This window comes from Legionella nagasakiensis (assembly GCF_900639915.1).
Taxonomy (GTDB): Bacteria; Pseudomonadota; Gammaproteobacteria; order Legionellales; family Legionellaceae; genus Legionella_A; species Legionella_A nagasakiensis.
In genome coordinates, this window is the sequence record NZ_CAAAID010000018.1 from 17,361 (window position 1) to 39,136 (window position 21,776).

The following is a 21,776-nucleotide window of genomic DNA, read 5'->3' on the forward strand; positions in this document are numbered from 1 at the left end:
TTACCTCTTAATAGTGTTCGGAAGCTAGTGCAAATTGATTTTGTTTGTAGAGAAAAAAGGCTGTGGTATAGCCTGGTTTTAACAATTGCTCATCACCAATGACAGCAACATGAGGAAACACATAAATCGGAACTTGTGGGTTATCCAAAGGCTTGAACAAATGTTGGATCTCGTTGGAAGCATCTCGTGTATACCCTGAATAATTGACGATCTTCGCCTGTCTTTTAGGTACAGACCAGCCAGGCATGGCATCACCTAAGCTTTGCTGATAAAGTTGGCTAACAGTCAATCCTCCTTCGGGAATAGCCGTGGAGCCAACTGTCTTTGAGGCGCAAGCACTAAGCACCAAGATGCTACCTAAGGCTAAAATCGTGTGTAGTTTGTTGTAAATGACCATAATCCAATACCCTCCCATTGGTTTCTTTATCAAGGTTGATGGTTTGTGTGACGTGAAATGAAAGCTGTGTCGGTCTGTATCCCAGAGATGCCGGAACAAAAACCATGTCGAAACTGCCTTGAATGCGTTTTTCGAGCCAGTCAGCGGCTTTGACTGTTCCTTGGGAAAGCGCGCCACCCAAGGCATAATTGCCCATAGAGCCGGTAGGTATACCTGTCGCGCCATTGGTATTGGCTGTATAGGTCATTTGCCATTGGGAAAGTGCATTACCAAACCCTTTGATTCCATCTGTGGCCACAAGTGCCGTAAGTACTCTGGGAGCATTGGTGAAATACTGACCTTTAATACAAGGATTACCAAAAGCGGTGGTGAGATAACCTAAACTTTCATTATTGACCATTTCAGCCGTTCCGGTTATTTGCTCTTTACCCACAGTCACAAAATGGCCGTCATCAAAAACAAACAAAGCAGAAGTAACATAGGCTCTAACACAGCTGATGTTATCCAAAAAAGAACCAACACCGATTGCATAACCATTAACTTTCATACCTGAAATATTGGGAGGCAAAGGGATACCATTAGCAGCCATTAAATCACCACGATTAATAATGGCTGAGAAGGGAAATAAAGGCTGCATGAGTTTGCCTTCAACTGGCACCTCACCAATCAGTGCCGATAACAAGGTAGTTCTGCCTAAATCAGAGCCAGCTGGAATGGTGTAATAGGGAATACTTTTTTTATCTTTACTGTTTAAAGCCGCTGTTTTAACTTTTGGGGTTAATGCTTGCTTTGTTTTCTTTAATCCCTCCCAATAGGCTTGTTCATTAGGATTACTTTCACGATTCATTAATAAAGCATCGATGTCCTTAACACTTTGTTCTTTAGCAAGAGTCGATTCTCCATTGACGGTGTAGGGTTGAGAGTTTTGTTGGGATTCCTGACTGGTTTTGACATTGGCCAATTCGGATTTTAGTTGTTCTATTTCTTTAATCACCTCAGGATTATAAGAAGCCTGCACATTTTCTTTTTTGCTTCTGAGTTGCTTGTTTTCCGACTCAAGATTGGCAAGTTTCTTTTCGGTTTCCTGTAGTCTTGCAGCAACATCACGGATGTTGTCATTAAACTGGCTGGCAATGGCTTCATTCAGATTATTGGGATCGGGGCGAGTGACTTCGGGTTCACGGTCATGATGTTTGCTGTTCATCATAATGAGTGCAACAACAGCGATCACTGTTACGGTTAATATTTTGAGTCCAGCATTTTTTTTCATCGTACGTACTCCCGACTTGCGGAAAGCGCTGTACCAAAGGGCCTGTCTGATACCAGAAATACCGTAGTGGACTCTTTATTACTACGAGGTGATAAAGTGTTGGTGGGGTAAAAGGTAGCGGTTTGCCAGTTACCCATCATTTGGCGAGGATCAACAATTACTTCCTTGTTCAGCAGGTTTTTCAATTCCACCGCAGTTACATAAAATGCACCACCATGCCATGAAATCAATGGTCTTGCTTCGATGCTGGCACCATAAAAAAGGCTTACTTGTTTTCGGGTTTGCATAGGAACACGCCCCACAGCATCAGGAATAACCAACAGTCTTTGTGGGGCATACAAAGATTGGATGGCAAAGCGCGTCAGTGTTACTGCATTTAAATCCAGCGGGTTAACCACTTCTTGAGGGGAGTTGGTATTTTCTTTGGATTCCAAAAGTACTTCTATTGGTTTTACATCATGAGTTTTATCATTAACGCTTAAGTTTAAGATAATGACCTCACCTTGAGGCATGAGCTGCACCAAGAGCCTTTTGTTTTTAAAAACGTCCTTGCCTTTCAGATACAAAGCATCCTGAATTTTCAAAAGCGCGGTTTGAGAGGCTGCTTCATTATCTACAATACTAATGGCTTGAGGAAAATGGATGAGCCTTTCCTCATTCAAGGATAGTTCGACAGGGATGGGTGTTTTATCCCACAAGACATGTTCTGCATCCAGAGCTAGCGCGTATTGGCTGCTAATTAAGGCAATTATGGTGAGTAACCATTTAGTTGTTGTCATGTTGTGTACCTCTTGTATTGGTTGCCAATAAATCGGTGATTAGTGTTTCTGGTTGGGTATAACCATCCAATGCCAGTTGAAAAGGATTTTGTAAGCGAGAGAGATTGACCTTGACCACACGCACATGGTAGTCCACAATCTTGTCTGCAATGACCATGGGGCTATCGTCTTTTAAGCGTTGGGTAATGCGTAAAACCAGATGAACTTCCCATGTGTTATGAGCGATTACTTTGACATCTTCGTTTTCCATAAACCGATAAAGACTTGCTACTTGTATGCGATTAAAAAGTTGAGCATCTTTATAAGCTATCAAGGTTTTATCCATTAATGCCTGATGTCGTGGAGTGAAGTAGTAATGAAAGCCTGAAAGATTAGTAGCAAATTCTTTTTTACCACCTTGTGACCAGGTGTTTAAGGTGGGTAGCAGTGTGGCAACAAAACCCTGAACGTACTCTTTGGGTATGGCGTTTTCCTTGACTAATCCACCATTACTACTCATAGAAGGTGTTAGCCAAAATTCAAAACGATTGGGTATTTTAGCCAGCGTAATGATCAGGCCAAATACAATCAAAATGAGTACGGATACAAAGGCTAATAACAACCGATTGATATGATTTAAACTGTCCACTTTTTTCCAGTAATGAAACATAGAACTACCTCACGAGTCTTGATTTTTGCCAGACACCTTGATGGTGAATGTAGGGCGAGTGTCTTAACCCCCACTTTGCCATCAACAACACGGTTTTTTTCATTAAATAGCCATGCGGTTTACCAGCCTTAATGGCAGCTGCCCGTTTAGGGCAAAAAGTAATGGACACAATAAAACCAACAATGAAACCAATACATCCGAAGGCCAACGGATAGCCAATAAAAAGTCCTGCCAAAGTACATCCCATGCTAATTAGTGGTGTTGTTACCACCACTATCCAGAAAAGCTCTCTTAGGCTTAACCCTTTATAGGCTTCATAATCAAACGACAGATGACGTGAGGATGGTTGATTCATGAGTTCCCCTAAATCTTGAATTTGGTAATCATGCTGTAGCCGACATAACCTGCTACAATACTGATGGCAAGATAAGTAATCCCCATCACCGCAAACGTACCAAAGGCCACCATAGAACCGTCATTTTTCTTGGATTCTTCAATGCCGTGCTGAATGGTGGTGATGAATTTAATAAAACTCATGACCGCAGCAATAAAAAGCAATAATCCCAGGCCTTGACGAACATAGTTACCTGTAACTGTCATCATGCTTTTATTACCATCACTGATGTCATCGGCATTAGAGATTTTTGGAAACCAGTTGTCGGCAAACAATGCAGGCGCATAATTTAAAGTAATGAGTCCTGCACCCATTCGTTGCCCCCATTGTTTGACACCTGCAATTGACTTTTTCATGATTAATTCCCCTTAACGATTAAAATTAGAATGAATAAACAAAACCCAAGAACAATGCGGATTAAGCGGGAACCTAGAAGGATAAGAAATCCTTCTTGTTCTTTTTCTGTATTGCCCATGAATTGATTAATGCACCAAATAAGGCCAATAATGACTAGCATGATGGCGACAAATCGGATGCTGCCGGAAAAGGCACTTGCAGTTGTATCGCCCGCAGCTTGTTTAAAACTGGAAGCAAAAGTTTTGGCAATATCTACTTTGCTCATAGTCACTTTCCTATAAAATCCAACGCTAACGGCTTGATGGTTTTAGGTTCAATGACTGGTTTATTGATGTAATCAATCAGCGCATTACGAATGGACAGTAAATCGGTACGAAGGCCTGCGTGTATCTTTCCATCAGAGCCTTCAAAATGATCTATATGCAATTGGATGCGGGTATTGGGTTCAATTTCCGTTTTCGCTTCATCAAGCAAAGGCATGATGGCATTAATCTGATTAATTATTCTGACTAGCGTTTGGTTGAGTGCATCGTCACTCGCATGAGAGGCCATTGGCAGACTTAATATGAGTAATAACAATAATCGTTTCATGTTTTTCTCCTACAAATATTTTTTAAATCGACTGGCGGTGATTGAAACCATGATGCCTAGCAATAGGCTTGCAGGTACAAAAACAAAGGCAGGCGTGATGCTTATGGGCAGCGCAAGCCATAAGCTTAATAACAATAAAAGGCCTCGCTTGGCGTGGCGATTGAGTTGGTGAAAGACATAGGATGATTCACGGCCTAATGATGCGGTGCGGATAGCGCGTTGATTTAACCCATCAACCAGTCCAACCACGACCATTAATAAAAACAGAGGGATAGCCGAAATCAGAATAACCAGTTTGATGAACATTACTTGAGTAGTTAATCCCATCAGTAACCAAACTTGATTGGCAATTAGGATAAAATCTTGTCCTATTTCATTTAAATCGTTGGTTTCATCAGGCATCACCTCATCCAGCCCTTTTTTAATCAGGGAGCCTGTTTGCGCCGCTTTGTTGGCAACACCTTGAGTAGGAATGGTTTTTAACCAGGATTTAATAGTGTTAGCAACTATCACTCCGTTAAATGCGGTAATTGCTTGCGTTTGTTTTTGGGAAAGTGTGGTGACTGAACTAAACGCTTTTTCAAATCCTAAACAGCACCAAAGACTGGATACCCAACCCATAAGGATTAACCAGCCCAATAAAACAAGCAGCATAAAACTCATGACCGTTTTTTTGGAGGGTTTGGGCGTTGCAGTCCTTATTGCCATAATTCTTCCCCAAAGAAAGCGAGCGGGTAATGGGTTTCTTGAAAGAGTTCCATTAAGTCATCAACGTTAGCTGGTAATAAAGGCGCTTTGGTGAGGTGTTGTAATGCTTGAAGTTGTTCACTGGTATTAATGTTGGCGACAAAGCCCAAGGCTTGTGCTTCTTCCAGCTTTTTCGCGTTTTTTTGCAACCATTGGTAAGAGTCCGTATCATCCCCAATGATGAACACAGGGTTTGAGAAATTAACGAGTGTGAGTGTTCGCTTTTCTACTTTGCCAGTAGTGGCTTTACTTGATACGGGCAGTCTTGCATCCAACTTTTCTTGTAGTTTTAAAGATTCTTCGGTGATCTGAGCTTGGCTTTCTTTAATGAATTGCTCCATGTTAATGGCTTGCCAGGCATAGCAGGAGGTAATCATCAACAATCCAAAGAGTATGGCTGACTTTTTCATATTAAAACCTCCCCAAATCCACAATGCTGGAATGACCGTTTTGGGAGAGTAGCAACATCGGTAGTGACTTTTTGATCTTGAGAGATTGGTAGCTTAGTTCGCCGTGGTTAAGGGTAATACGGCCACCATTTACAAGATGTTGTGGTATTTGATGTTGATTTGCCCAGATTTGGATGGTCGTATCATTCATGTCCAGTAACATCAGATGCAACCGTGCATTTGGTGTTTGCTCTATGGCATCAAAGAGCATCAGCAAAATGGTTTTTACAGCATCTTGTTCTTTGATAAAGAAATACAGCGTATCGCCCTGGCTTAATTGCACTGGTTTGTGGGCATAGGGTGAATAAGGAGTTGGGTCAAAATCACCAACCACAGGGACATTAACAAACAACTCGTTATAGGCCTTGTAAAAAGCATTGTTCCAGGCAATATTTTTAGCTACTTTCTGGGCTTCCTGTCTTGCTGCTAATTCTGCAAAATGGTTGCGTTCGGTTTCATTTCTGGCATTAATACCCAGAATATCAATAGGTGTTTGTCTTAAGCCTTTGTAGTAGAATTTACTTTTATTTTGCATGAGTAGGACATAACGTTTCTCTTCGTCAGGCGTTAATCCCCACACTTTAGCTTCATGCAGTTGGGTATCGGTCAGTGTAATTTTATTGATGTCTTGCTCTGAGGTCAGCTCGTCTTCATTAACCGTTAACCCTGTTTTTGCCAATGTTTTATCTTCAATGGCAAAGTGATTTAAGGGCTGTTGATTTAATCCTGGAATAGTCAGTTCAGCATGTACTGCATGACAGGCTAATATTGGAATCAGGAAAGCAGAATACTTAAGCATCAGATTCCCCCTGCAATACATTCATCTTCACCACAACATGCTCTTTATTACCGTTTTCCAATTCCATGCGTTGTAGACCGAAGTCAATACTTAATACTGTCCAGCCAGCTAATTGGTCGCTTTTTTCCAAAGGCACTGTCTTAAAGTTATAAGCCACTGTAGCCACACTGACTTCCTGAATGCTGTCTATACTGATGACTTTAAACGGTAAGGTGTTAATGGGCAGGTATTTAATAGGATGCTGCTTTTTATCCAAAGACCTCACCATTTCACGCAAGACATCCAACTTTTGTGTTAATTCAGTACGATTATCATTGATCAGGCGATTAATATCTGTTTCATTATGATTTTTGAGCTGTTCAATCAAGGAGGTCAGTTTATGAAAATCCTGGTTAATCGCGGTTAAATCTACTGTCTCAACGGGCTTTTTAACTTCCTCGTGCAAAGCACCAAGCTGTGCTTGCAACGTATCAAGACGATGTGAAATAACATCTGAATCATTCATTTTATTTGTTGGAACAGAGTTAATGCCAACAATGACACCTGCCAGGCCTAAACCTGCTGCCAATAAATACTTTAAGGTTGTTGCTCGATTGATCATGATTTACCCCCATTTCGCATTCCAGCTTTTAATTTGAAATTTACCTGCCGCAATAAGGGATCTTCGATCAAGACAAAAGATTGTTGGCCAACAAGGACTTCAAGACCGTCCTTAACAGTCAAAGGGCCGAGGTTTCTGTCAATCTGAGGTAAGGCTTGGCGCATGACAGTTTGCAGGCTTTCAGGTTGTTTTTCTTTTGATACCAGAGAAAATCCTGAAAACTTCAACCACCATTCAACTGCCTGACCTATGGTTTGTACTTCATGAGGAAAATGGACTTGTTGAATGGCAAGGAGTGGATTGATCTGGGCTGCTAATGGTTTGTTAGCAACAGTCGCGTAGCGGTTTACTTGAGTAACATTAGCTGCCATAGAAGAAAAGACTGCCAGGCTAAGTACGCCAATTACAGAGAGTTGAGCACTTATTTTCATTTTGGTTCCTCTATATTGGTGTTTTGAGGATTGGTTTGCTTTCTTAAAAAAATTTCTTTTCTATCAACATCAATATGAGCTGGAGCTTTAATACCTAAAGCGACCACGCCTCTTCGTTGATAAATGACGTGTATTTCAATCTGCCCTTTATCAATTAATATTTGCTCACCCTTTTTTCTTGTCAGTACCAACATTATTTTTCTCCGGTTATTTTTATTTCATGTTTAAGATTGCTTTTATTTTTTTCAGGTGTGTGTTGGCAACAACAGGGTCACAAGGTTTGTAAGGTTCTCTGTGAAAGCACTGTTTTTTTCTGGCTGATAGTTGCTTGCAACACTCAATAAATTGCGCCAGCGCAGGTGGCATTTCGCGGTTTTTAAGACACTCATCAATTGCTTGATCAATTAACTGCACATCGAATCCTTCTAGTGCTTTTGACCATTCTTGACGTGCAAAATTTGAATAAGCTTCATTCTTGAATTGGCTACGCCATATATGTCCATAGAAGGTTGAAAATTTCAGAAACAGTTTGTTGACTTGCTCAATGCAATTTCCAGAGGTTTTGGAACTCGGAGTCACTGAAACTTGGGCTTTCACGCAACTCTGTAGTCCTGATGCTGTTTGTAGATGATGCGTATTTACGATTTGTTTCATGGATTGCATAGTCATTCTCCTTGGCTTCAAGGTTTGTTGATGTTGTTTCCCAGCATCGCTGTGTTAACCAATTTGCTGGATACTTCCAGGCCGGAACCCAAACGCCTTCGGCGCGTTTTTTTGTCTCAAGTTGAATTTGTTCAGTTAAGCGGGCAATGATTTGCTGGACTAAGCTCTGAGAGGGCTTTAGTTTTTTAAATACCTCAAAAGCGTTTTCTTTTTCTTTTTTCAGAGGGTACAGATCCCAGAAGGCCTCAAAGGCTTGTGAGAAAGAAATAAAAAAATAATTATTATTATCTTGAGGAGTGGCGGGTTCATCCTTTGAGGTTGTGTCGGGATATTGTTTATTCGTATCGGATTTTGTTGAATCTAATAGACTTTTTTGTGGGTCTTGAGATGCGCTATAGTCATGTGCCTTTATGGCGGCTTTATTATGAGCAGAATCATGCCTGTCCAGTAATAAACAACGTAAAACAAGCTTCCTTTCCCAAGACTGAATTTGAATTAAACCAGCCTTCTCAAGCCCTTTCAAAGCACGTCGCAATTGATCTTTACTTGGGCTACCGCTTCTAATACCTGAATGAGGTTCTATGTAAAGCGCTTCACTTAATGACTGATAACTAATACCACGACGAATACCGACTAACCCTGTTTTGTAATCAACGTAGGGTTTAATGCCTTGAAGATAAGTTAATTGTTGTAGATATGGTAAACCACTAAGTGCAGAAAGTTCCTGATGGGTGATAATAAAAAATTCCATAGCATGACCTATTATCAATGAATAAAAATGAAAAATAAAACAGGATGTGATTTTTAAATAAAATTATGATTAAATATGGTAAGTATCACTAATTTATAAAACACAAAACGTTTTAATTAGCTTATAATATAAAACGAAACGTGTTTTTGTCAATGGGTATGTCTCATTTTTTTGAAGGATCACAATGGATATTAGAGAGCAAATAGGTAATCGTATTACCAAAGCCCGTAAAGAACTGGGTATTACGATTAAAGAATTAGCAGCAAGAACAGCAGAACTATCTCCTGCAAGAATTAGTAATTGGGAGCAGGGAACGCGAAGCCCTGGGCCGTTGGAAGCTAAATTGCTTGCAGATCAGTTAAATGTATCTGCTGCTTATTTGTTATGCTTAACGGATAATCCGCAAGGCGATTTGATTCAGAATCCTGAAAATAGATTTCGACACATTCCTATATTGAGTGTGAAGGACGCGCCACATGCAAAAGAAATTTTAGGGGAACAAGAACCCTTTATTTTTGAAAAAACAATTTTGATTGATTCGTTAAATCCTTCGATTAAAAGTCCAGCGTTATTTGCCACCTTAGTAGAAGATAGCAGCATGCAGCCAGAGCTTAACCCTGGAGATGTAGTAGTTGTCGATGGTGAATTGCAACCTAGTCCAGGCCATTATGTTCTAGTTTATTTAACACAAAAAAAGCAGACGGTGTTACGTCAATACGGAGAAGCAGATGGTTGTTTATTTCAGTTGTTAGCAAGTAGTGAGTTATGGGCCACTATAAGTATCAAGCAATCTAATGATGCTCATCTGATTGGTGTGGTTACTGAAATCAGAAAATACTTACGATAGATGTTTAGGCTATAGCTATGAAAAAGGATATGTTAGTTGCTCTATATGGGTATTGTTTTTTGTGTTATCGCTCTTGTTGGCCTTGTTATTCAAAGCATAAATTTAGGTGTCATTCATAAAATTAGTTTTATTCGACTGAGCAAATGCTTCGAATCTAATTGAATGAAGATTTATCAATAAGTTATCACAATATAAACGTGTAAAAACACTCAAATACAATTAAACTAAAAAAGTATATTTGCAAGTTAAGGGTAAGTTAAGGGATGCGTATTTATTTTTATTTAGTTATTGCATGGATGAACCTCATGACTCATGAAGCTATGGCATCATCCTCATTTACTTTCAAAGATGCTTTGGCAATTGCATATCGGAATAATCCGGAATTACAAGCTGAAATAGATAAAGCGCAGGCCATGCGTGGGTATTTTGTACAAAGCGGGCTTTACCCTAATCCACAACTTACCTTAACTGCCGAGAATTTTGGCGGATCTGGCAGTTATTCCAGTTACGAATCTGCAGAAACTACCGCATCAGTGACACAGCCTATTCCTTTAGGTAATCGTTTATCTTATTTGAAAAAAGCCAGCTATGCAGATTATTTAGCCTCATTAGCACAAATTCAAGTCCAAAAAGCAGCGATTTATATGGCTGTTGGTGGCGCATATGTCGATGCATTGTATGCCGGACAATGGCACCAGGTAACTAAAAAGCTTATTTCACTCAATGAGAGTATCGTTAAAGCAATTGAGCGGCGTGTTAAAGCGGGTGCGGGAGCTGAATTGGATTTACGTTTAGCTCAAATTCGATTGGGTGAATCGCACATTCAAGAAAAAAAAGCGGCACGTGATGCACTGTCACAACGTGCTAAATTGGCTCGTTTATTAGGTATCGGATTAAGGGTGGATCAACCATTAGTAGATAAAGGGCTACCTGATGTTACATTAAATTGGTCAGTGCTTTTAAAAACATTACCTCAAAGCCCGCAATTGATACAAATGCAACAACAACTAAAAGCCAAACGAGCAACCATTACAGCAGTTAAAAAATCCGTTTGGCCGGATTTAAACATTCAATTAGGCGCTCGCCATTTTTCTGATGATGGAAGCAATGCTGCAGTGATGTCGGCTTATGCACAAGTTCCTGTTTTTGATCGCAATCAAGGAAAAATAATGACAGCGGAAGCGCAATTCACGCAAACTGCGCATGAATACCAGGGAACAAAGCTCGATATACGTCAAACAGCATATACTGTATTTTTACAAGCCCAACAAAGTCATTATGAAGCAGAATTAGTAACCAGTACTTTGTTACCACTTGCTCGTAAATCAATAAAACTCGCTCAAGATGGCTATCAAATGGGACGCTATACCTACATTGAATTATCTACAGCCTTAAATGCTTTGTATGAAGAGGAACGACACTATCAACAGGCACATGCAGATTATCATAAAACATTAATTCAACTTACAGGGCTTTTAGGTCTTCATCCTACCAAGGAGAGTAAATGAATCTATTAAAACCAATCGGTTTATCCCTAAAACTTGCTGTGTTCCTGTTAGGAATGAGCTCTTTTTCGCTTTGGGCGGAAGAAACAACTCATGCTACAGAAGAAAATAATCATCAAGAGACCATGGAAAAAGGACCTCATGGAGGCCGTTTGTTTAAAGATGGCGATTTGGCCTTAGAGTTTTTAATTTTTGAGCGTGGTATGCCACCTCACTTTAGAGCTTATCTTTATAAAAATGGGGAAATGATTTTGCCCCAAAAGGCAAAATTAATCGTAAATCTCACTCGATTTAGTGGAAAAAAAGAGCAGATTACTTTTATTCCTGTGGAAAATTTTTTGCAAAGCAACCAGATCATTGAAGAACCTCATTCTTTTGATGTAACAATTCAATTAAATAGTTTTGGAAAGCCATTGAGTTGGCATTACTCCACGTATGAAGGTCGAGTAAAAATTGCTCCTGCTGTTCTTAAAGCAGCGGGGATAGAAACAGCAGTTGCCCAAGAACAAACGATAAAAACGCAATTAAATGCTGTAGGTAAAATCGTCACCAATCGTGATACTTCAGCACCTATTTATGCACGTTATTCGGGAATTATTAAAGCATTGAATAAAAATTTAGGCGATGAAGTGACAAAAGGGGATGTGTTGGCAACGATTGAAAGTAATGAGAGTTTGCAAAATTACGAAATAAGGTCACCCATAACGGGAACGATAGTACAAAAATATGCAACCAATGGTGAGTTTGCTCAAAACACCAAACCTATTTTTGAGGTAGCCAATTTACTTACTGTTTGGGCTGATTTTACCTTATATCGCAAGGATGCGCCTTTAGTGAAGCCAGGTATGGAAGTCATTGTGACTGGGGATGAAGGAAAGCCCAAATCAGTAAGTACCATTAGCTACATTTCACCTTTAGGGGTTGAGGACAGTCAAACCACATTGGCACGTGCTGTTCTTAATAATGACACTCGCATCTGGCTTCCTGGTATGTATGTGAATGGTGCCATCGTGATTAAAGAGAAAACAGCCCCAGTTGCAGTACTTCTTTCGGCACTCCAACAAATGGGTGAACAAGACGTGGTTTTTGTTCAGCAAGGCGATTATTTTGAAGCCACTCCAGTTAATCTGGGTGAAAAAGACGAGCAGTGGGCAGAAGTGATTTCGGGATTGGATGCGGGGCAGCGCTATGTGAGCAAAAACAGTTTTTATATGAAAGCAGAAATAGGCAAAGAAGGCGCAAGCCATGACCACTAAGGAATAGTGATGCTTGAAAAAATCATACGTTTTTCTTTAAAACACCGTTGGTTTGTTCTTTTGTTTACATTTATTATCGCAGTGCTTGGTGTTTACAATTTTCAACGCCTTCCCATTGATGCAGTCCCTGATATCACCAATGTGCAAGTACAAATCAACACACAAGCCTCAGGTTACTCGCCTTTTGAGGTGGAGCAACGTATTACGTTTCCTATTGAATTGGCCATGAGTGGTCTGCCTAATCTTGACTATACCCGTTCTTTATCGCGCTATGGTTTATCGCAAGTGACTGTGGTTTTTAAAGACGGAACGAATATTTATTTTGCACGACAGCTTATTAACGAACGCTTACAGGAAGTCAAAGATAAATTACCACCAGAAGCAGAAACAACATTAGGTCCCATTTCAACAGGACTTGGTGAGATTTTTATGTATACCGTGACTAACAAATCAAACCTACCTAAAAGCCAACGCTACAACCCAATGGAGTTACGCACTATTCAAGATTGGATAATTAAACCCCAATTACGCAATGTAGAAGGGGTGGCAGAAGTTAATACCATTGGTGGATATGAAAAACAATTTCATATTACCCCTGATCCAACCAAATTAGTGCGTTATGGTCTGAGCTTAAATAATGTCGTTGAAGCGCTTGAACGCAATAATTCCAATGTTGGAGCAGGTTATATTGAACGAAACGGTGAGCAAAATCTTATTCGTGTACCCGGTCAAGTAAAGAATATCGCCGACATAGAAAACATTGTGGTGGCAAACTTTGAAGGAACTCCTGTTCGAATTCGTGATGTAGCAGAGGTGGCTCTTGGCAAGGAGCTAAGAACGGGTGCTGCAACGGAAAATGGTGATGAGGTCGTTTTAGGAACGGTATTTATGCTAATGGGTGAGAACAGTCGTACCGTGTCTCAACGCGTTGCTGCAAAAATGAAGGAAATTAATAAATCATTACCCGAGGGAGTCGAAGCGGTCACGGTGTATAACCGGACATTGCTTGTTAATGCCACCATTAATACTGTAAAGAAGAATTTACTTGAGGGTGCTTTATTGGTATGCGTTATCTTATTTCTCTTTCTGGGAAACGTTCGCGCCGCGCTCATTACGGCGATGGTCATTCCATTATCCATGCTGCTGACTATCACTGGTATGGTGACTAATCAAATCAGTGCCAACTTAATGAGTTTAGGTGCACTTGATTTTGGTTTGATTGTCGATGGAGCGGTTATCATTGTTGAAAATTGCATCAAGCATTTAGGAGAGCAACAGCATGCTCTACAGCGAATTTTAAACCTTGAAGAGCGTTTAAAGACCATTGCTTATGCTACCACTGAAGTGATTCGACCTAGTATTTTTGGTGTTTTTATTATTACTGTGGTTTATTTGCCTATTTTAACCTTAACAGGTGTTGAAGGAAAAATGTTTTTGCCCATGGCAGAAACCGTCATTATTGCACTTTTGGCATCCATGCTGTTTGCCTTAACGTTTGTACCGGCAGCGGTCGCTATTTTTTTACGAGGACACATACAAGAGAAAGAAAATCGACTGGTTCACTTCCTTTCTATAGGTTATGCCAAAGTATTAAGACGGTGCTTTCATGCACGTAGGCAAGTGATTGGAGCAGCAGTTGTTCTGGTTATTATCAGTTTTATGCTTGCGTTTCGCTTAGGTGGGGAATTTATTCCCAGTCTTGATGAGGGGGATATTGCTATGCATGCGATGCGTATTCCTGGAACCAGTTTAACTCAGGCCATTGCTATGCAAGATTTAGTTGAAAAACGCGTGCGGCAATTTCCTGAAGTAAAACGTGTGTTTGCCAAATTGGGGACCGCAGAAGTTGCTACTGATCCCATGCCGCCTAATGTGGCTGATACATTTATTATGCTCAAGCCACGTAACGAATGGCCTAATCCTAAGAAAAGCAAACAACAACTTGTACAAGAAATTGAGCAGGCTGTGAAACAAATTCCAGGAAATAATTATGAATTTACCCAGCCGATTCAAATGCGCTTTAATGAATTAATTTCAGGAGTTCGAAGCGATGTCGCAGTGAAAGTGTTCGGTGATGATATGCCTACTTTATTAAAGACTGCGGACGCAATTAGTGCAGAGCTTAAAAAAGTACCGGGTGCTTCTGATGTGAAAGTCGAACAAGTCAGTGGGTTGCCGCTTCTGACCATAGAAATCAATCGTGATGCATTGGCTCGTTACGGTCTACAAATTGGTAATGTCCAAGACGCTATAGTCATTGCTGCAGGGGGGAAAAAAGGTGGAGAATTGTTTGAAGGTGACAAGCGATTTGATTTAATCGTGCGCCTGCCTGAGGCATTACGTACAAGCCCTACTGTTTTAAGGCAAGTGTTTATTCCGTTACCTCTTGCAAAAGACGGAGAGCGTCATTTTATTCCATTGAGTGAAGTTGCTAAAATGGTACGCAGTGAAAGTCCCAATCAAATCAGTCGTGAAGTGGGTAAACGTCGTGTAGTAGTCACTGCAAATGTGAGGAACAGGGATTTAAGCTCTTTTGTTAATGAAGCAAAGCAGCGTATTGAGCAAAAGGTTAAGGTACCTAGTGGTTATTGGATAACCTGGGGTGGTCAATTTGAGCAGCTGCAATCGGCATCGCAACGACTACAAATCGTGGTGCCCATAACTTTATTGGGTATTTTTCTACTCTTATTTATGAGTTTTGGGAACGCACGTAATGCATTGCTAGTATTTTCTGGTATTCCCTTGGCTTTGACTGGAGGCGTTTTTGCTTTATGGCTGCGAGGCATTCCACTTTCAATTTCAGCAGGAGTAGGATTTATTGCTTTGTCAGGAGTCGCTGTTTTAAATGGTTTGGTGATGATTACGTTCATCAATAAGCTACGCGAACAGAAGAAATACTATTTAAAGGATGCGGTGTTGCAAGGATCTCTAGCTCGTCTTCGTCCGGTATTAATGACTGCACTGGTCGCATCATTAGGCTTTGTCCCCATGGCATTAGCTACGGGTACAGGCTCTGAGGTACAAAGACCTCTGGCCACTGTGGTTATTGGTGGAATTATTTCTTCCACGTTTTTGACATTACTGGTATTGCCAGGGTTGTATTATATATTTCATGAGCGGCGCAAGAAGCAAGGTCTTAAGCAAGAGATCACAGAGTGATGTGTATCAGACGATGTTCTTGTGATGCTTTATTCATTACAAAGGTTATATTTTACGGACAATGCGGAAAAACCAAATGACAGTACCTTTAAATGAAACCAAATTTTTTGTTGCAGGACTTGATTGTCCAGCGGAAGAGCAACTAATCAGAAAGCAGTTACAGGATATTCCTGAAGTGGAGCAGTTGGATTTTAATTTTATTGCTGAAGAAGTTACTATTCATCACCGGTTGGCTTCAAGTGAAGAATTGCAAAAACGCATTGAGGCGTTGGGAATGAGTGTTCGAACGCTGGAAAGCACTTTACCTATACCACAAAGAAAACAATTATCGTTGGATTTTTCCTGGAAAATTATTGGACTAGCAGGTTTTCTTGCCCTATTTTCTGAGCTGGCAGCTTATTTTTTGGCTACGGAACAATCCATTTGGACTATTCTTCCAGCTTTGTTGGCTATTGGTCTTAGTGGGCCTTCTACCTTTAAAAAAGGGTGGCTTGCCTTAGGGACTAAAACAATGAATATCAATAGCTTGATGTTCATTGCGATAGCAGGGGCTGTTCTTATTGGAGAGTGGCCTGAAGCGGCAATGGTGACTGTTTTATTTGCATTGGCCGAACGTATCGAGCGCTACTCCTTAGATAAAGCACGTCTTGCGATTCGAAGCTTAATGCAAATTGCCCCTGAGGTGGCTTCAGTGAAACAGGACGATGGTCAATGGCAAACCTTGGCCATTGAAAAAGTGGTGCCTGGTGCTATTTTTAGAGTAAAACCTGGAGAGCGTATTCCCCTGGATGGCGTGGTTATTTCAGGTCAGAGCACGGTCAATCAAGCGCCGATTACTGGTGAATCAATGCCAATAACAAAAAAAGTGGGTGATTTGGTTTTTGCAGGAACATTAAATGAGCACGGCGCGTTTGAAGTGCAGGTCAGTAAAGTGTCAGGCGATACATTGCTTGCTAAAATTGGTAAAGCGATAGAGCAAGCGCAAGCGGATCGAGCTCCAACACAACGATTTGTTGATCAGTTTTCTAAATATTATACTCCAATTATGGTATTGATGGCTTTTTTTGTTGCATTAATTCCACCTTTAGCATTTGGTTATCCTTTTTATGATTCTCTTTATAAGTCACTGACTTTATTAGTTATTGCTTGCCCTTGCGCTTTAGTGATTTCAACACCCGTGACTGTTGTAAGTGGCCTTGCAGCGGCAGCAAAACAAGGGCTTCTTATTAAAGGAGGAAGCTACTTAGAGGTTGGTCATCGACTGAGGTTAATTGCTTTAGATAAGACAGGTACTTTAACGGAAGGAAAGCCAGTTGTAACTGACTTCATAGCTTGGGATGAAAATCGAACTAAGGAGAGTTTGTTATTGTTAGCTGCAAGCCTTGATAGTCACTCAGAGCATCCAGTCGCTAATGCCTTAGTACAGTACTGGCAACAGGAACAACCTCAAAACGCTTTACTTGAAATTGAGCAATTTTCAGCACTTCCTGGACGAGGAGTAAAGGGATTAGTGGGTCAAGAACTCTATTTTGTAGGCAATCATCAGTTAGCTGAAGACAATCAGGTATGCAATCATTTTGTCGAACAAGAGCTGAAGCGCTTGGAGGAAGAAGGTAAAACGACCGTAATATTAAGTAATGCTACGACTGTTTTGGCTATTTTTGCAGTAGCTGATACTTTACGTGTTACAAGCCAACAGGCGATTGCACAACTACATGAACGGGGTATAAAAACCGCGATGTTAACGGGAGACAATGCGGTAACGGCTCAGGCTATTGCTAAAAAAGTAGGTATTGATGAAGTAAATGCAAATATATTACCTGCGGAAAAACTGCAAGCGATTAATGGTCTTTTAGATCACTATAATAGCGTTGGGATGGTAGGAGATGGAATTAATGATGCCCCTGCATTGGCAAAAGCTACCGTGAGTTTTGCGATGGGGAAAGGAACAGATACTGCCTTAGAAACTGCAGACGTTGCCCTAATGAACGACAATCTAGCAAGACTCCCCTTTTATATTGATTTAAGTCGTAAGACAGCACGTACTCTTTATCAAAACATCAGTTTATCTATTGCGATTAAAGGCATTTTCTTTATTTTGGCTCTTGTAGGGTATGCAACGTTATGGATGGCAGTTTTTGCAGACATGGGAGCGAGTTTAATCGTAGTGGCTAATGGATTGCGATTGTTGTATATGTCCCCAGATGATTAATCAAGAAAGTAGTTAATAAAATAACGTAAGTCTAAGATATTTTTTAAAGTAAAGGATGAAAAATGAGTCAATTTTGGTATTTGATGGCTCATTAGCACAAATCCATTACAAAACTAAATGTTTTAATCTTATTGTGATTATTAATGAATAAAAATAATTGATTTTTACCCCCATCAAAGTGGGTATTTATTATGTTAGTATATGAGGTATCTTATTTTCCAATTTAGTAAGATGAATTTTTTTATGATTATATATGGAGATGTAATGACTATGCCAAGATTTAAGATGTTCTTACTGATAGGTATTTTTATTTCAGGATTTGGATTAACTTCATGCACTCACACACAACCTGCTTCTGGAGCACATCCTGAAAGTGGCCATGATAAAGGTTCAGATGGCAAAGCTCAGCATGAGCATGATTATTATAACGACTAGAATTAGGGATAAAAGTGATAATAAATGCTTGGGTATTAGGCATGTTTGTTATTTTTCTCATTATTTTATTCAGTCTTATGATTTATTTTCAAAAAAATAAGCAAAAGTTATCTTTTATTATTTCCTTAGTGAGTTTTCTTATCATGCTTGCTATTTTTTTACATGGAGTATCATTTAAGCTTCATTAATTGGCCTAGCACTTCGGAATACGATCCGTTAGTTGGCAGTAACTCATTTTTAATCCATCCTTCCAGTTCTTTATAATGCTTTTTTTTAGAGAATGAAGGTTTAAAATATTTTCTAATCGATGAGATATAATTGTCATAAGTTCTTGATGATGTTTTGCTTGTTGTTGGAGGAACATCAAAATAGCTTAGCAAGTGTATTAATAATAAAATGGAGTATTTTGGTTAGGTCATCAATAAATTGACTCCCTTGGTAACATTGAAATAACAAAGTAAATGGATCTGTTCAATATCTATGATAGAGATGGTTCTCTAACAACCGTTACTTTTACGCGACATATAGCATCAGTGTTTAAAAAAATTACGAATAAGGAGTGTAAATAAATGGGCTGCTCGACATGCTCTTCACATAAGGAGCCAATGCCAAAGTTGTGGCATAATCCCAAAGTCATTACAGCAACTATAGCTGGTTTATTATTAACTATTGGTTTTGTAGGCTCATATTTGGCATTACCAATGATTATCGCTAATGGGTTTTACATAGGCGCAGTATTAATTGGCGGATATTATTTCGCACGCGAAGCAATAGACGAATTTATCAAAGAATATGAAATCGGTATTGAATTCTTGATGTCTCTTGCAGCCATTGTTGCAGGTATCATGGGGCAATGGGCGGAAGCAGCAACATTGGTATTTTTGTATTCTATTTCTGAAGCTGCGGAAGGTTATTCCGGTGAAAGAGCGCGGCATGCTATCCGAGCATTGATGGATCTTGCCCCAAAAACAGCATTAATCCGGCGAAATAATACTGAATTTCGAATACCCATAGAAGAAATTCATATTGGAGATGAATTCATTGTTCTTCCTGGTGAAAGTCTTGCTACAGATGGAGAAGTCATTTCAGGACATTCTAGTGTTAATCAAGCACCTATTACGGGTGAGTCAATTCCAGTAGAAAAAACTATAGGGAGTAAAGTTTTTTCTGCAACTATAAACGGTGAAGGAACTCTTACTGTTCGTGCAACCAAAAAATTTGCTGATAATACATTATCTCGTATCATATTTCTTGTTGAAAAAGCACAAGACAAAAAGGGGCGTAGTCAACGTTTTATAGAACGTTTTGGCAACCTATATAGTCCATTTATCCTTTTGGCGGGAATACTCATAGCTACTTTACCACCTCTATTTGGGCAACCTTGGCAAGAGTGGGTGATTCGTGCCACAGTATTTATTGTTGCTGCAGCGCCATGTGCCCTAGTGATTTCTATACCCATTACACTTGTAGCTGCTCTTGGCACAGCAAGTCGAAATGGAATATTACTAAAAGGTGGATTATATTTGGAGCAACTAGTGAAGATAAAAGTTATTGCACTAGATAAAACAGGAACATTAACACAAGGTAAACCGAAGGTTACTGATATCATTCCATTGAATAACCATACTCGGAACCAAATTTTAAATGCAGCAGCAACTCTTGAATCGCGCTCCCAGCATCCCATGGCCCAAGCCATTTTGCAACAAGCCAATGAAGAAAATATTCAATATAATCCTGTTGAACAGTTTAAGTCATTAACTGGTTCAGGTGTACTTGGTTTTATCAATGGGAAAAAATTCTACATAGGCAATCCAAAATTATTTATTGATATGGGCCTATTGATAGAAACATTAACGCAGGAAATAAATAAATTACAGGCCTCTGGAAAGACAGTAGTATTATTAGGAACTGATAAGGAAATCCTCGGTTTAATTGCAATTGCTGATCCTCTAAGACCAACAGCAAGGCAGATGGTGTCTAACTTAAAATTGATGGGTATTGAACGTGTGGTTATGCTCACAGGAGATAATTTGATAACTGCCTCTTCAATTGGTGAACAGGCGGGTGTTGATGAAGTATTTTCTGATTTATCACCAGAAGATAAGACACGAAAAATTGAAGAGTTAGAAAGACGTTATGGTAAGGTAATGATGGTTGGTGATGGAGTAAATGATGCTCCAGCACTCGCAGCAGCTCATGTAGGAGTTGCTATGGGTGCTGTCGGAACCGATGTTGCATTAGAAACTGCGGATGTAGCCTTAATGGGTGATAATTTATTAAAATTACCTTATCTTATCGCATTTAGTCGTCGAACTTGGAATATAATTTTACAAAATTTGGGACTTTCTATAATTGTAATTAGCTCTCTTGTTGTCGGGGCAGTAACAGGTTATTTTACGTTGCCGATAGCAGTTTTAGCTCATGAAATCAGTGAGCTTATTGTTATTGCAAGTGGTCTTCGTATGTTAAAATCTTAACCGTAGAGGAGTAATTATAATGCGTTTAATACCCTCTCCAGTCGTTTCCTGACTTCACTAGCGATCTGATTAATTTCAGGATTGCTGACCAATTCCAATACCGCTTGCGGATCCATGAATTCAATATACACTATGCCTGTATTATCTTGGCGTACAACTACATTACAGGGTAGAAGCAAACCAATAGATGGTTCTTTTTCTAAAGCATGATGAGCAAATTGGGGATTGCATGCACCAAGAATTTGATAAGGAGGCATATCCTGATTTAACTTTTTTTTCAGAGTTGCTGACACATCAATATTTGTAAGAACTCCAAACCCCTCTTTTTGCAGTTCCTCAGTAACCTTTTTAATTGCATCATCAAATGAATACAATGTCTTTTTTCCAAATCCATATTTAATATTATTCATTTTTCTTCCTAATTGTTTTGATAGATAACTACTTACTTCGTAATCGTTTTGCCCACCAAAGTAGAGCTAGAGTAATCAGGGCATTGATAACAATTGACCAAGTATTTAAAGTGGGAGTCAGAATTATAAATTTGAGGTCTAACGGAACTAAAAATGCAAAAAAGACGTGTGCCATCGTATGAAAAAATTCAAATCCCGCAAAAAATAGAACGATATCTCTAAACATGGCATTACTCCTTTCGTTTAGTCTCCATTTACTTGTTAATTATAGAGTACTTTTCTGTATATGTATTATTGAAAAATAGACGTTGATTATTCTTAAAGAGCTGTTATTATAGCTCGGTCTGCTTCTTAAGTTCCAAATGTTACCAGGAATAATTGTCCCAAACGTTCGGCGGATTCTTCCTCAAGATAAAGGTTTCCTTGATGTACCTTGATTACCGTTTCAATTGGTAAATCAAGGATATGTGCTAAATGCTCAATATTAGCTTTACTAGATCGCAATAAAACGTCAATCCATAGTTTTTGTTTACATTTATTTTGAATAAAATCAAATCGAAGGCCGTTGTTAAATTCTATAATACATCCCATGTTACA

General features: G+C 39.5%; 25 protein-coding genes. 7 read left to right on the forward strand and 18 right to left on the reverse strand.

Annotation, left to right across the window (positions count from 1 at the left end; genetic code table 11):
* Positions 1 to 7 precede the first annotated feature (7 nt).
* From E1O52_RS12095 to E1O52_RS12170, 16 genes are all read right to left on the reverse strand, one after another.
* On the reverse strand, positions 8 to 397 hold the full coding sequence (locus E1O52_RS12095; protein WP_016356963.1) for a TIGR03751 family conjugal transfer lipoprotein: 390 nt from the start codon (positions 395 to 397) through the stop codon (positions 8 to 10).
* Positions 354 to 1,667 (reverse strand): TIGR03752 family integrating conjugative element protein, encoded by a 1,314-nt coding sequence (locus tag E1O52_RS12100; RefSeq protein WP_016356962.1) that lies wholly within the window; start codon positions 1,665 to 1,667, stop codon positions 354 to 356. Before E1O52_RS12100 ends, E1O52_RS12095 begins: the two co-directional genes overlap by 44 nt.
* Positions 1,664 to 2,446, reverse strand: coding sequence for a TIGR03749 family integrating conjugative element protein (locus tag E1O52_RS12105; protein ID WP_016356961.1), 783 nt, complete (start codon positions 2,444 to 2,446; stop codon positions 1,664 to 1,666). The genes E1O52_RS12100 and E1O52_RS12105 overlap by 4 nt, the downstream gene beginning before the upstream one ends.
* Entirely contained in the window at positions 2,433 to 3,095 is a 663-nt protein-coding gene (locus E1O52_RS12110; RefSeq protein ID WP_014326960.1) for a DUF2895 family protein, read from the reverse strand. The genes E1O52_RS12105 and E1O52_RS12110 overlap by 14 nt, the downstream gene beginning before the upstream one ends.
* 4 nt (positions 3,096 to 3,099) lie before the next feature.
* A complete protein-coding gene (locus E1O52_RS12115) occupies positions 3,100 to 3,450 on the reverse strand; it encodes a TIGR03750 family conjugal transfer protein (RefSeq protein ID WP_015961513.1) in 351 nt (116 codons plus the stop codon).
* 8 nt (positions 3,451 to 3,458) lie between these two features.
* Complete coding sequence (locus E1O52_RS12120; protein WP_016356960.1) at positions 3,459 to 3,845, reverse strand: hypothetical protein; 387 nt, start codon at positions 3,843 to 3,845, stop codon at positions 3,459 to 3,461.
* A 2-nt stretch (positions 3,846 to 3,847) separates the two neighbouring features.
* Complete coding sequence (locus tag E1O52_RS12125; RefSeq protein WP_014843982.1) at positions 3,848 to 4,111, reverse strand: hypothetical protein; 264 nt, start codon at positions 4,109 to 4,111, stop codon at positions 3,848 to 3,850.
* A 2-nt stretch (positions 4,112 to 4,113) separates the two neighbouring features.
* Entirely contained in the window at positions 4,114 to 4,437 is a 324-nt protein-coding gene (locus tag E1O52_RS12130) for a hypothetical protein (protein WP_011947238.1), read from the reverse strand.
* A 9-nt stretch (positions 4,438 to 4,446) separates the two neighbouring features.
* Positions 4,447 to 5,145 (reverse strand): TIGR03747 family integrating conjugative element membrane protein, encoded by a 699-nt coding sequence (locus E1O52_RS12135; protein WP_016356959.1) that lies wholly within the window; start codon positions 5,143 to 5,145, stop codon positions 4,447 to 4,449.
* Entirely contained in the window at positions 5,136 to 5,594 is a 459-nt protein-coding gene (locus E1O52_RS12140; protein WP_016356958.1) for an integrating conjugative element protein, read from the reverse strand. Before E1O52_RS12140 ends, E1O52_RS12135 begins: the two co-directional genes overlap by 10 nt.
* Before the next feature lies 1 nt (position 5,595).
* Complete coding sequence (locus E1O52_RS12145; RefSeq protein WP_011947235.1) at positions 5,596 to 6,432, reverse strand: TIGR03759 family integrating conjugative element protein; 837 nt, start codon at positions 6,430 to 6,432, stop codon at positions 5,596 to 5,598.
* Complete coding sequence (locus tag E1O52_RS12150; protein ID WP_016356957.1) at positions 6,425 to 7,033, reverse strand: hypothetical protein; 609 nt, start codon at positions 7,031 to 7,033, stop codon at positions 6,425 to 6,427. Before E1O52_RS12150 ends, E1O52_RS12145 begins: the two co-directional genes overlap by 8 nt.
* The gene (gene pilL2, locus E1O52_RS12155; protein ID WP_011947233.1) at positions 7,030 to 7,464 is read right to left on the reverse strand and encodes a PFGI-1 class ICE element type IV pilus protein PilL2; all 435 of its coding nucleotides are present in this window, start codon (positions 7,462 to 7,464) and stop codon (positions 7,030 to 7,032) included. The genes E1O52_RS12150 and pilL2 overlap by 4 nt, the downstream gene beginning before the upstream one ends.
* Positions 7,461 to 7,658 (reverse strand): carbon storage regulator, encoded by a 198-nt coding sequence (locus tag E1O52_RS12160; protein ID WP_011947232.1) that lies wholly within the window; start codon positions 7,656 to 7,658, stop codon positions 7,461 to 7,463. The genes pilL2 and E1O52_RS12160 overlap by 4 nt, the downstream gene beginning before the upstream one ends.
* Before the next feature lie 19 nt (positions 7,659 to 7,677).
* A complete protein-coding gene (locus E1O52_RS13385) occupies positions 7,678 to 7,878 on the reverse strand; it encodes a hypothetical protein (RefSeq protein WP_229309627.1) in 201 nt (66 codons plus the stop codon).
* Positions 7,879 to 8,005: 127 nt separating this feature from the next.
* Complete coding sequence (locus tag E1O52_RS12170) at positions 8,006 to 8,878, reverse strand: hypothetical protein (RefSeq protein ID WP_016356956.1); 873 nt, start codon at positions 8,876 to 8,878, stop codon at positions 8,006 to 8,008.
* A 184-nt stretch (positions 8,879 to 9,062) separates the two neighbouring features.
* On the opposite strand from E1O52_RS12170, the gene E1O52_RS12175 reads away from it, so the two are divergent.
* From E1O52_RS12175 to E1O52_RS12200, 7 genes are all read left to right on the forward strand, one after another.
* Positions 9,063 to 9,725, forward strand: a complete 663-nt coding sequence (locus tag E1O52_RS12175) for a LexA family transcriptional regulator (protein WP_016356955.1) — start codon at positions 9,063 to 9,065, stop codon at positions 9,723 to 9,725.
* A gap of 263 nt (positions 9,726 to 9,988) precedes the next feature.
* A complete protein-coding gene (locus tag E1O52_RS12180; protein ID WP_011947221.1) occupies positions 9,989 to 11,233 on the forward strand; it encodes a TolC family protein in 1,245 nt (414 codons plus the stop codon).
* Positions 11,230 to 12,486, forward strand: coding sequence for an efflux RND transporter periplasmic adaptor subunit (locus E1O52_RS12185; RefSeq protein ID WP_011947220.1), 1,257 nt, complete (start codon positions 11,230 to 11,232; stop codon positions 12,484 to 12,486). The genes E1O52_RS12180 and E1O52_RS12185 overlap by 4 nt, the downstream gene beginning before the upstream one ends.
* Positions 12,487 to 12,495: 9 nt before the next feature.
* Entirely contained in the window at positions 12,496 to 15,645 is a 3,150-nt protein-coding gene (locus tag E1O52_RS12190; protein ID WP_016356954.1) for an efflux RND transporter permease subunit, read from the forward strand.
* A 76-nt stretch (positions 15,646 to 15,721) separates the two neighbouring features.
* Entirely contained in the window at positions 15,722 to 17,857 is a 2,136-nt protein-coding gene (locus E1O52_RS12195) for a heavy metal translocating P-type ATPase (RefSeq protein ID WP_027220149.1), read from the forward strand.
* Between the two features lie 264 nt (positions 17,858 to 18,121).
* Positions 18,122 to 18,292, forward strand: a complete 171-nt coding sequence (locus E1O52_RS13230) for a hypothetical protein (protein WP_011947217.1) — start codon at positions 18,122 to 18,124, stop codon at positions 18,290 to 18,292.
* A 605-nt stretch (positions 18,293 to 18,897) separates the two neighbouring features.
* Positions 18,898 to 20,769 (forward strand): heavy metal translocating P-type ATPase, encoded by a 1,872-nt coding sequence (locus E1O52_RS12200; RefSeq protein ID WP_225969162.1) that lies wholly within the window; start codon positions 18,898 to 18,900, stop codon positions 20,767 to 20,769.
* 14 nt (positions 20,770 to 20,783) lie between these two features.
* Here E1O52_RS12200 and E1O52_RS12205 read toward each other — a convergent pair whose 3' ends face one another.
* Together E1O52_RS12205 and E1O52_RS12215 are read right to left on the reverse strand one after the other, a co-directional pair.
* On the reverse strand, positions 20,784 to 21,179 hold the full coding sequence (locus E1O52_RS12205) for a DUF302 domain-containing protein (RefSeq protein ID WP_011947213.1): 396 nt from the start codon (positions 21,177 to 21,179) through the stop codon (positions 20,784 to 20,786).
* 351 nt (positions 21,180 to 21,530) lie between these two features.
* Positions 21,531 to 21,770, reverse strand: a complete 240-nt coding sequence (locus tag E1O52_RS12215; protein WP_027220146.1) for a hypothetical protein — start codon at positions 21,768 to 21,770, stop codon at positions 21,531 to 21,533.
* Positions 21,771 to 21,776: the final 6 nt, after the last annotated feature.

Excerpts from the sequence above, each read along its gene's own strand:
- E1O52_RS12190 (WP_016356954.1), top strand. The coding sequence starts at position 12,496 with ATGCTTGAAAAAATCATACGTTTTTCTTTAAAACACCGTTGGTTTGTT.
- E1O52_RS12215 (WP_027220146.1), bottom strand. The coding sequence starts at position 21,770 with ATGGGATGTATTATAGAATTTAACAACGGCCTTCGATTTGATTTTATT.
- E1O52_RS12130 (WP_011947238.1), bottom strand. The coding sequence starts at position 4,437 with ATGAAACGATTATTGTTATTACTCATATTAAGTCTGCCAATGGCCTCT.
- E1O52_RS12185 (WP_011947220.1), top strand. The coding sequence starts at position 11,230 with ATGAATCTATTAAAACCAATCGGTTTATCCCTAAAACTTGCTGTGTTC.
- E1O52_RS12125 (WP_014843982.1), bottom strand. The coding sequence starts at position 4,111 with ATGAGCAAAGTAGATATTGCCAAAACTTTTGCTTCCAGTTTTAAACAA.
- E1O52_RS12135 (WP_016356959.1), bottom strand. The coding sequence starts at position 5,145 with ATGGCAATAAGGACTGCAACGCCCAAACCCTCCAAAAAAACGGTCATG.
- E1O52_RS12175 (WP_016356955.1), top strand. The coding sequence starts at position 9,063 with ATGGATATTAGAGAGCAAATAGGTAATCGTATTACCAAAGCCCGTAAA.
- E1O52_RS12205 (WP_011947213.1), bottom strand. The coding sequence starts at position 21,179 with ATGAATAATATTAAATATGGATTTGGAAAAAAGACATTGTATTCATTT.
- E1O52_RS12145 (WP_011947235.1), bottom strand. The coding sequence starts at position 6,432 with ATGCTTAAGTATTCTGCTTTCCTGATTCCAATATTAGCCTGTCATGCA.
- E1O52_RS12160 (WP_011947232.1), bottom strand. The coding sequence starts at position 7,658 with ATGTTGGTACTGACAAGAAAAAAGGGTGAGCAAATATTAATTGATAAA.
- E1O52_RS12115 (WP_015961513.1), bottom strand. The coding sequence starts at position 3,450 with ATGAATCAACCATCCTCACGTCATCTGTCGTTTGATTATGAAGCCTAT.
- E1O52_RS12100 (WP_016356962.1), bottom strand. The coding sequence starts at position 1,667 with ATGAAAAAAAATGCTGGACTCAAAATATTAACCGTAACAGTGATCGCT.
- pilL2 (WP_011947233.1), bottom strand. The coding sequence starts at position 7,464 with ATGAAAATAAGTGCTCAACTCTCTGTAATTGGCGTACTTAGCCTGGCA.
- E1O52_RS13230 (WP_011947217.1), top strand. The coding sequence starts at position 18,122 with ATGACTATGCCAAGATTTAAGATGTTCTTACTGATAGGTATTTTTATT.
- E1O52_RS12170 (WP_016356956.1), bottom strand. The coding sequence starts at position 8,878 with ATGGAATTTTTTATTATCACCCATCAGGAACTTTCTGCACTTAGTGGT.
- E1O52_RS12120 (WP_016356960.1), bottom strand. The coding sequence starts at position 3,845 with ATGAAAAAGTCAATTGCAGGTGTCAAACAATGGGGGCAACGAATGGGT.
- E1O52_RS12180 (WP_011947221.1), top strand. The coding sequence starts at position 9,989 with ATGCGTATTTATTTTTATTTAGTTATTGCATGGATGAACCTCATGACT.
- E1O52_RS12200 (WP_225969162.1), top strand. The coding sequence starts at position 18,898 with ATGCCAAAGTTGTGGCATAATCCCAAAGTCATTACAGCAACTATAGCT.
- E1O52_RS12110 (WP_014326960.1), bottom strand. The coding sequence starts at position 3,095 with ATGTTTCATTACTGGAAAAAAGTGGACAGTTTAAATCATATCAATCGG.
- E1O52_RS12105 (WP_016356961.1), bottom strand. The coding sequence starts at position 2,446 with ATGACAACAACTAAATGGTTACTCACCATAATTGCCTTAATTAGCAGC.
- E1O52_RS12150 (WP_016356957.1), bottom strand. The coding sequence starts at position 7,033 with ATGATCAATCGAGCAACAACCTTAAAGTATTTATTGGCAGCAGGTTTA.
- E1O52_RS12095 (WP_016356963.1), bottom strand. The coding sequence starts at position 397 with ATGGTCATTTACAACAAACTACACACGATTTTAGCCTTAGGTAGCATC.
- E1O52_RS12195 (WP_027220149.1), top strand. The coding sequence starts at position 15,722 with ATGACAGTACCTTTAAATGAAACCAAATTTTTTGTTGCAGGACTTGAT.
- E1O52_RS12140 (WP_016356958.1), bottom strand. The coding sequence starts at position 5,594 with ATGAAAAAGTCAGCCATACTCTTTGGATTGTTGATGATTACCTCCTGC.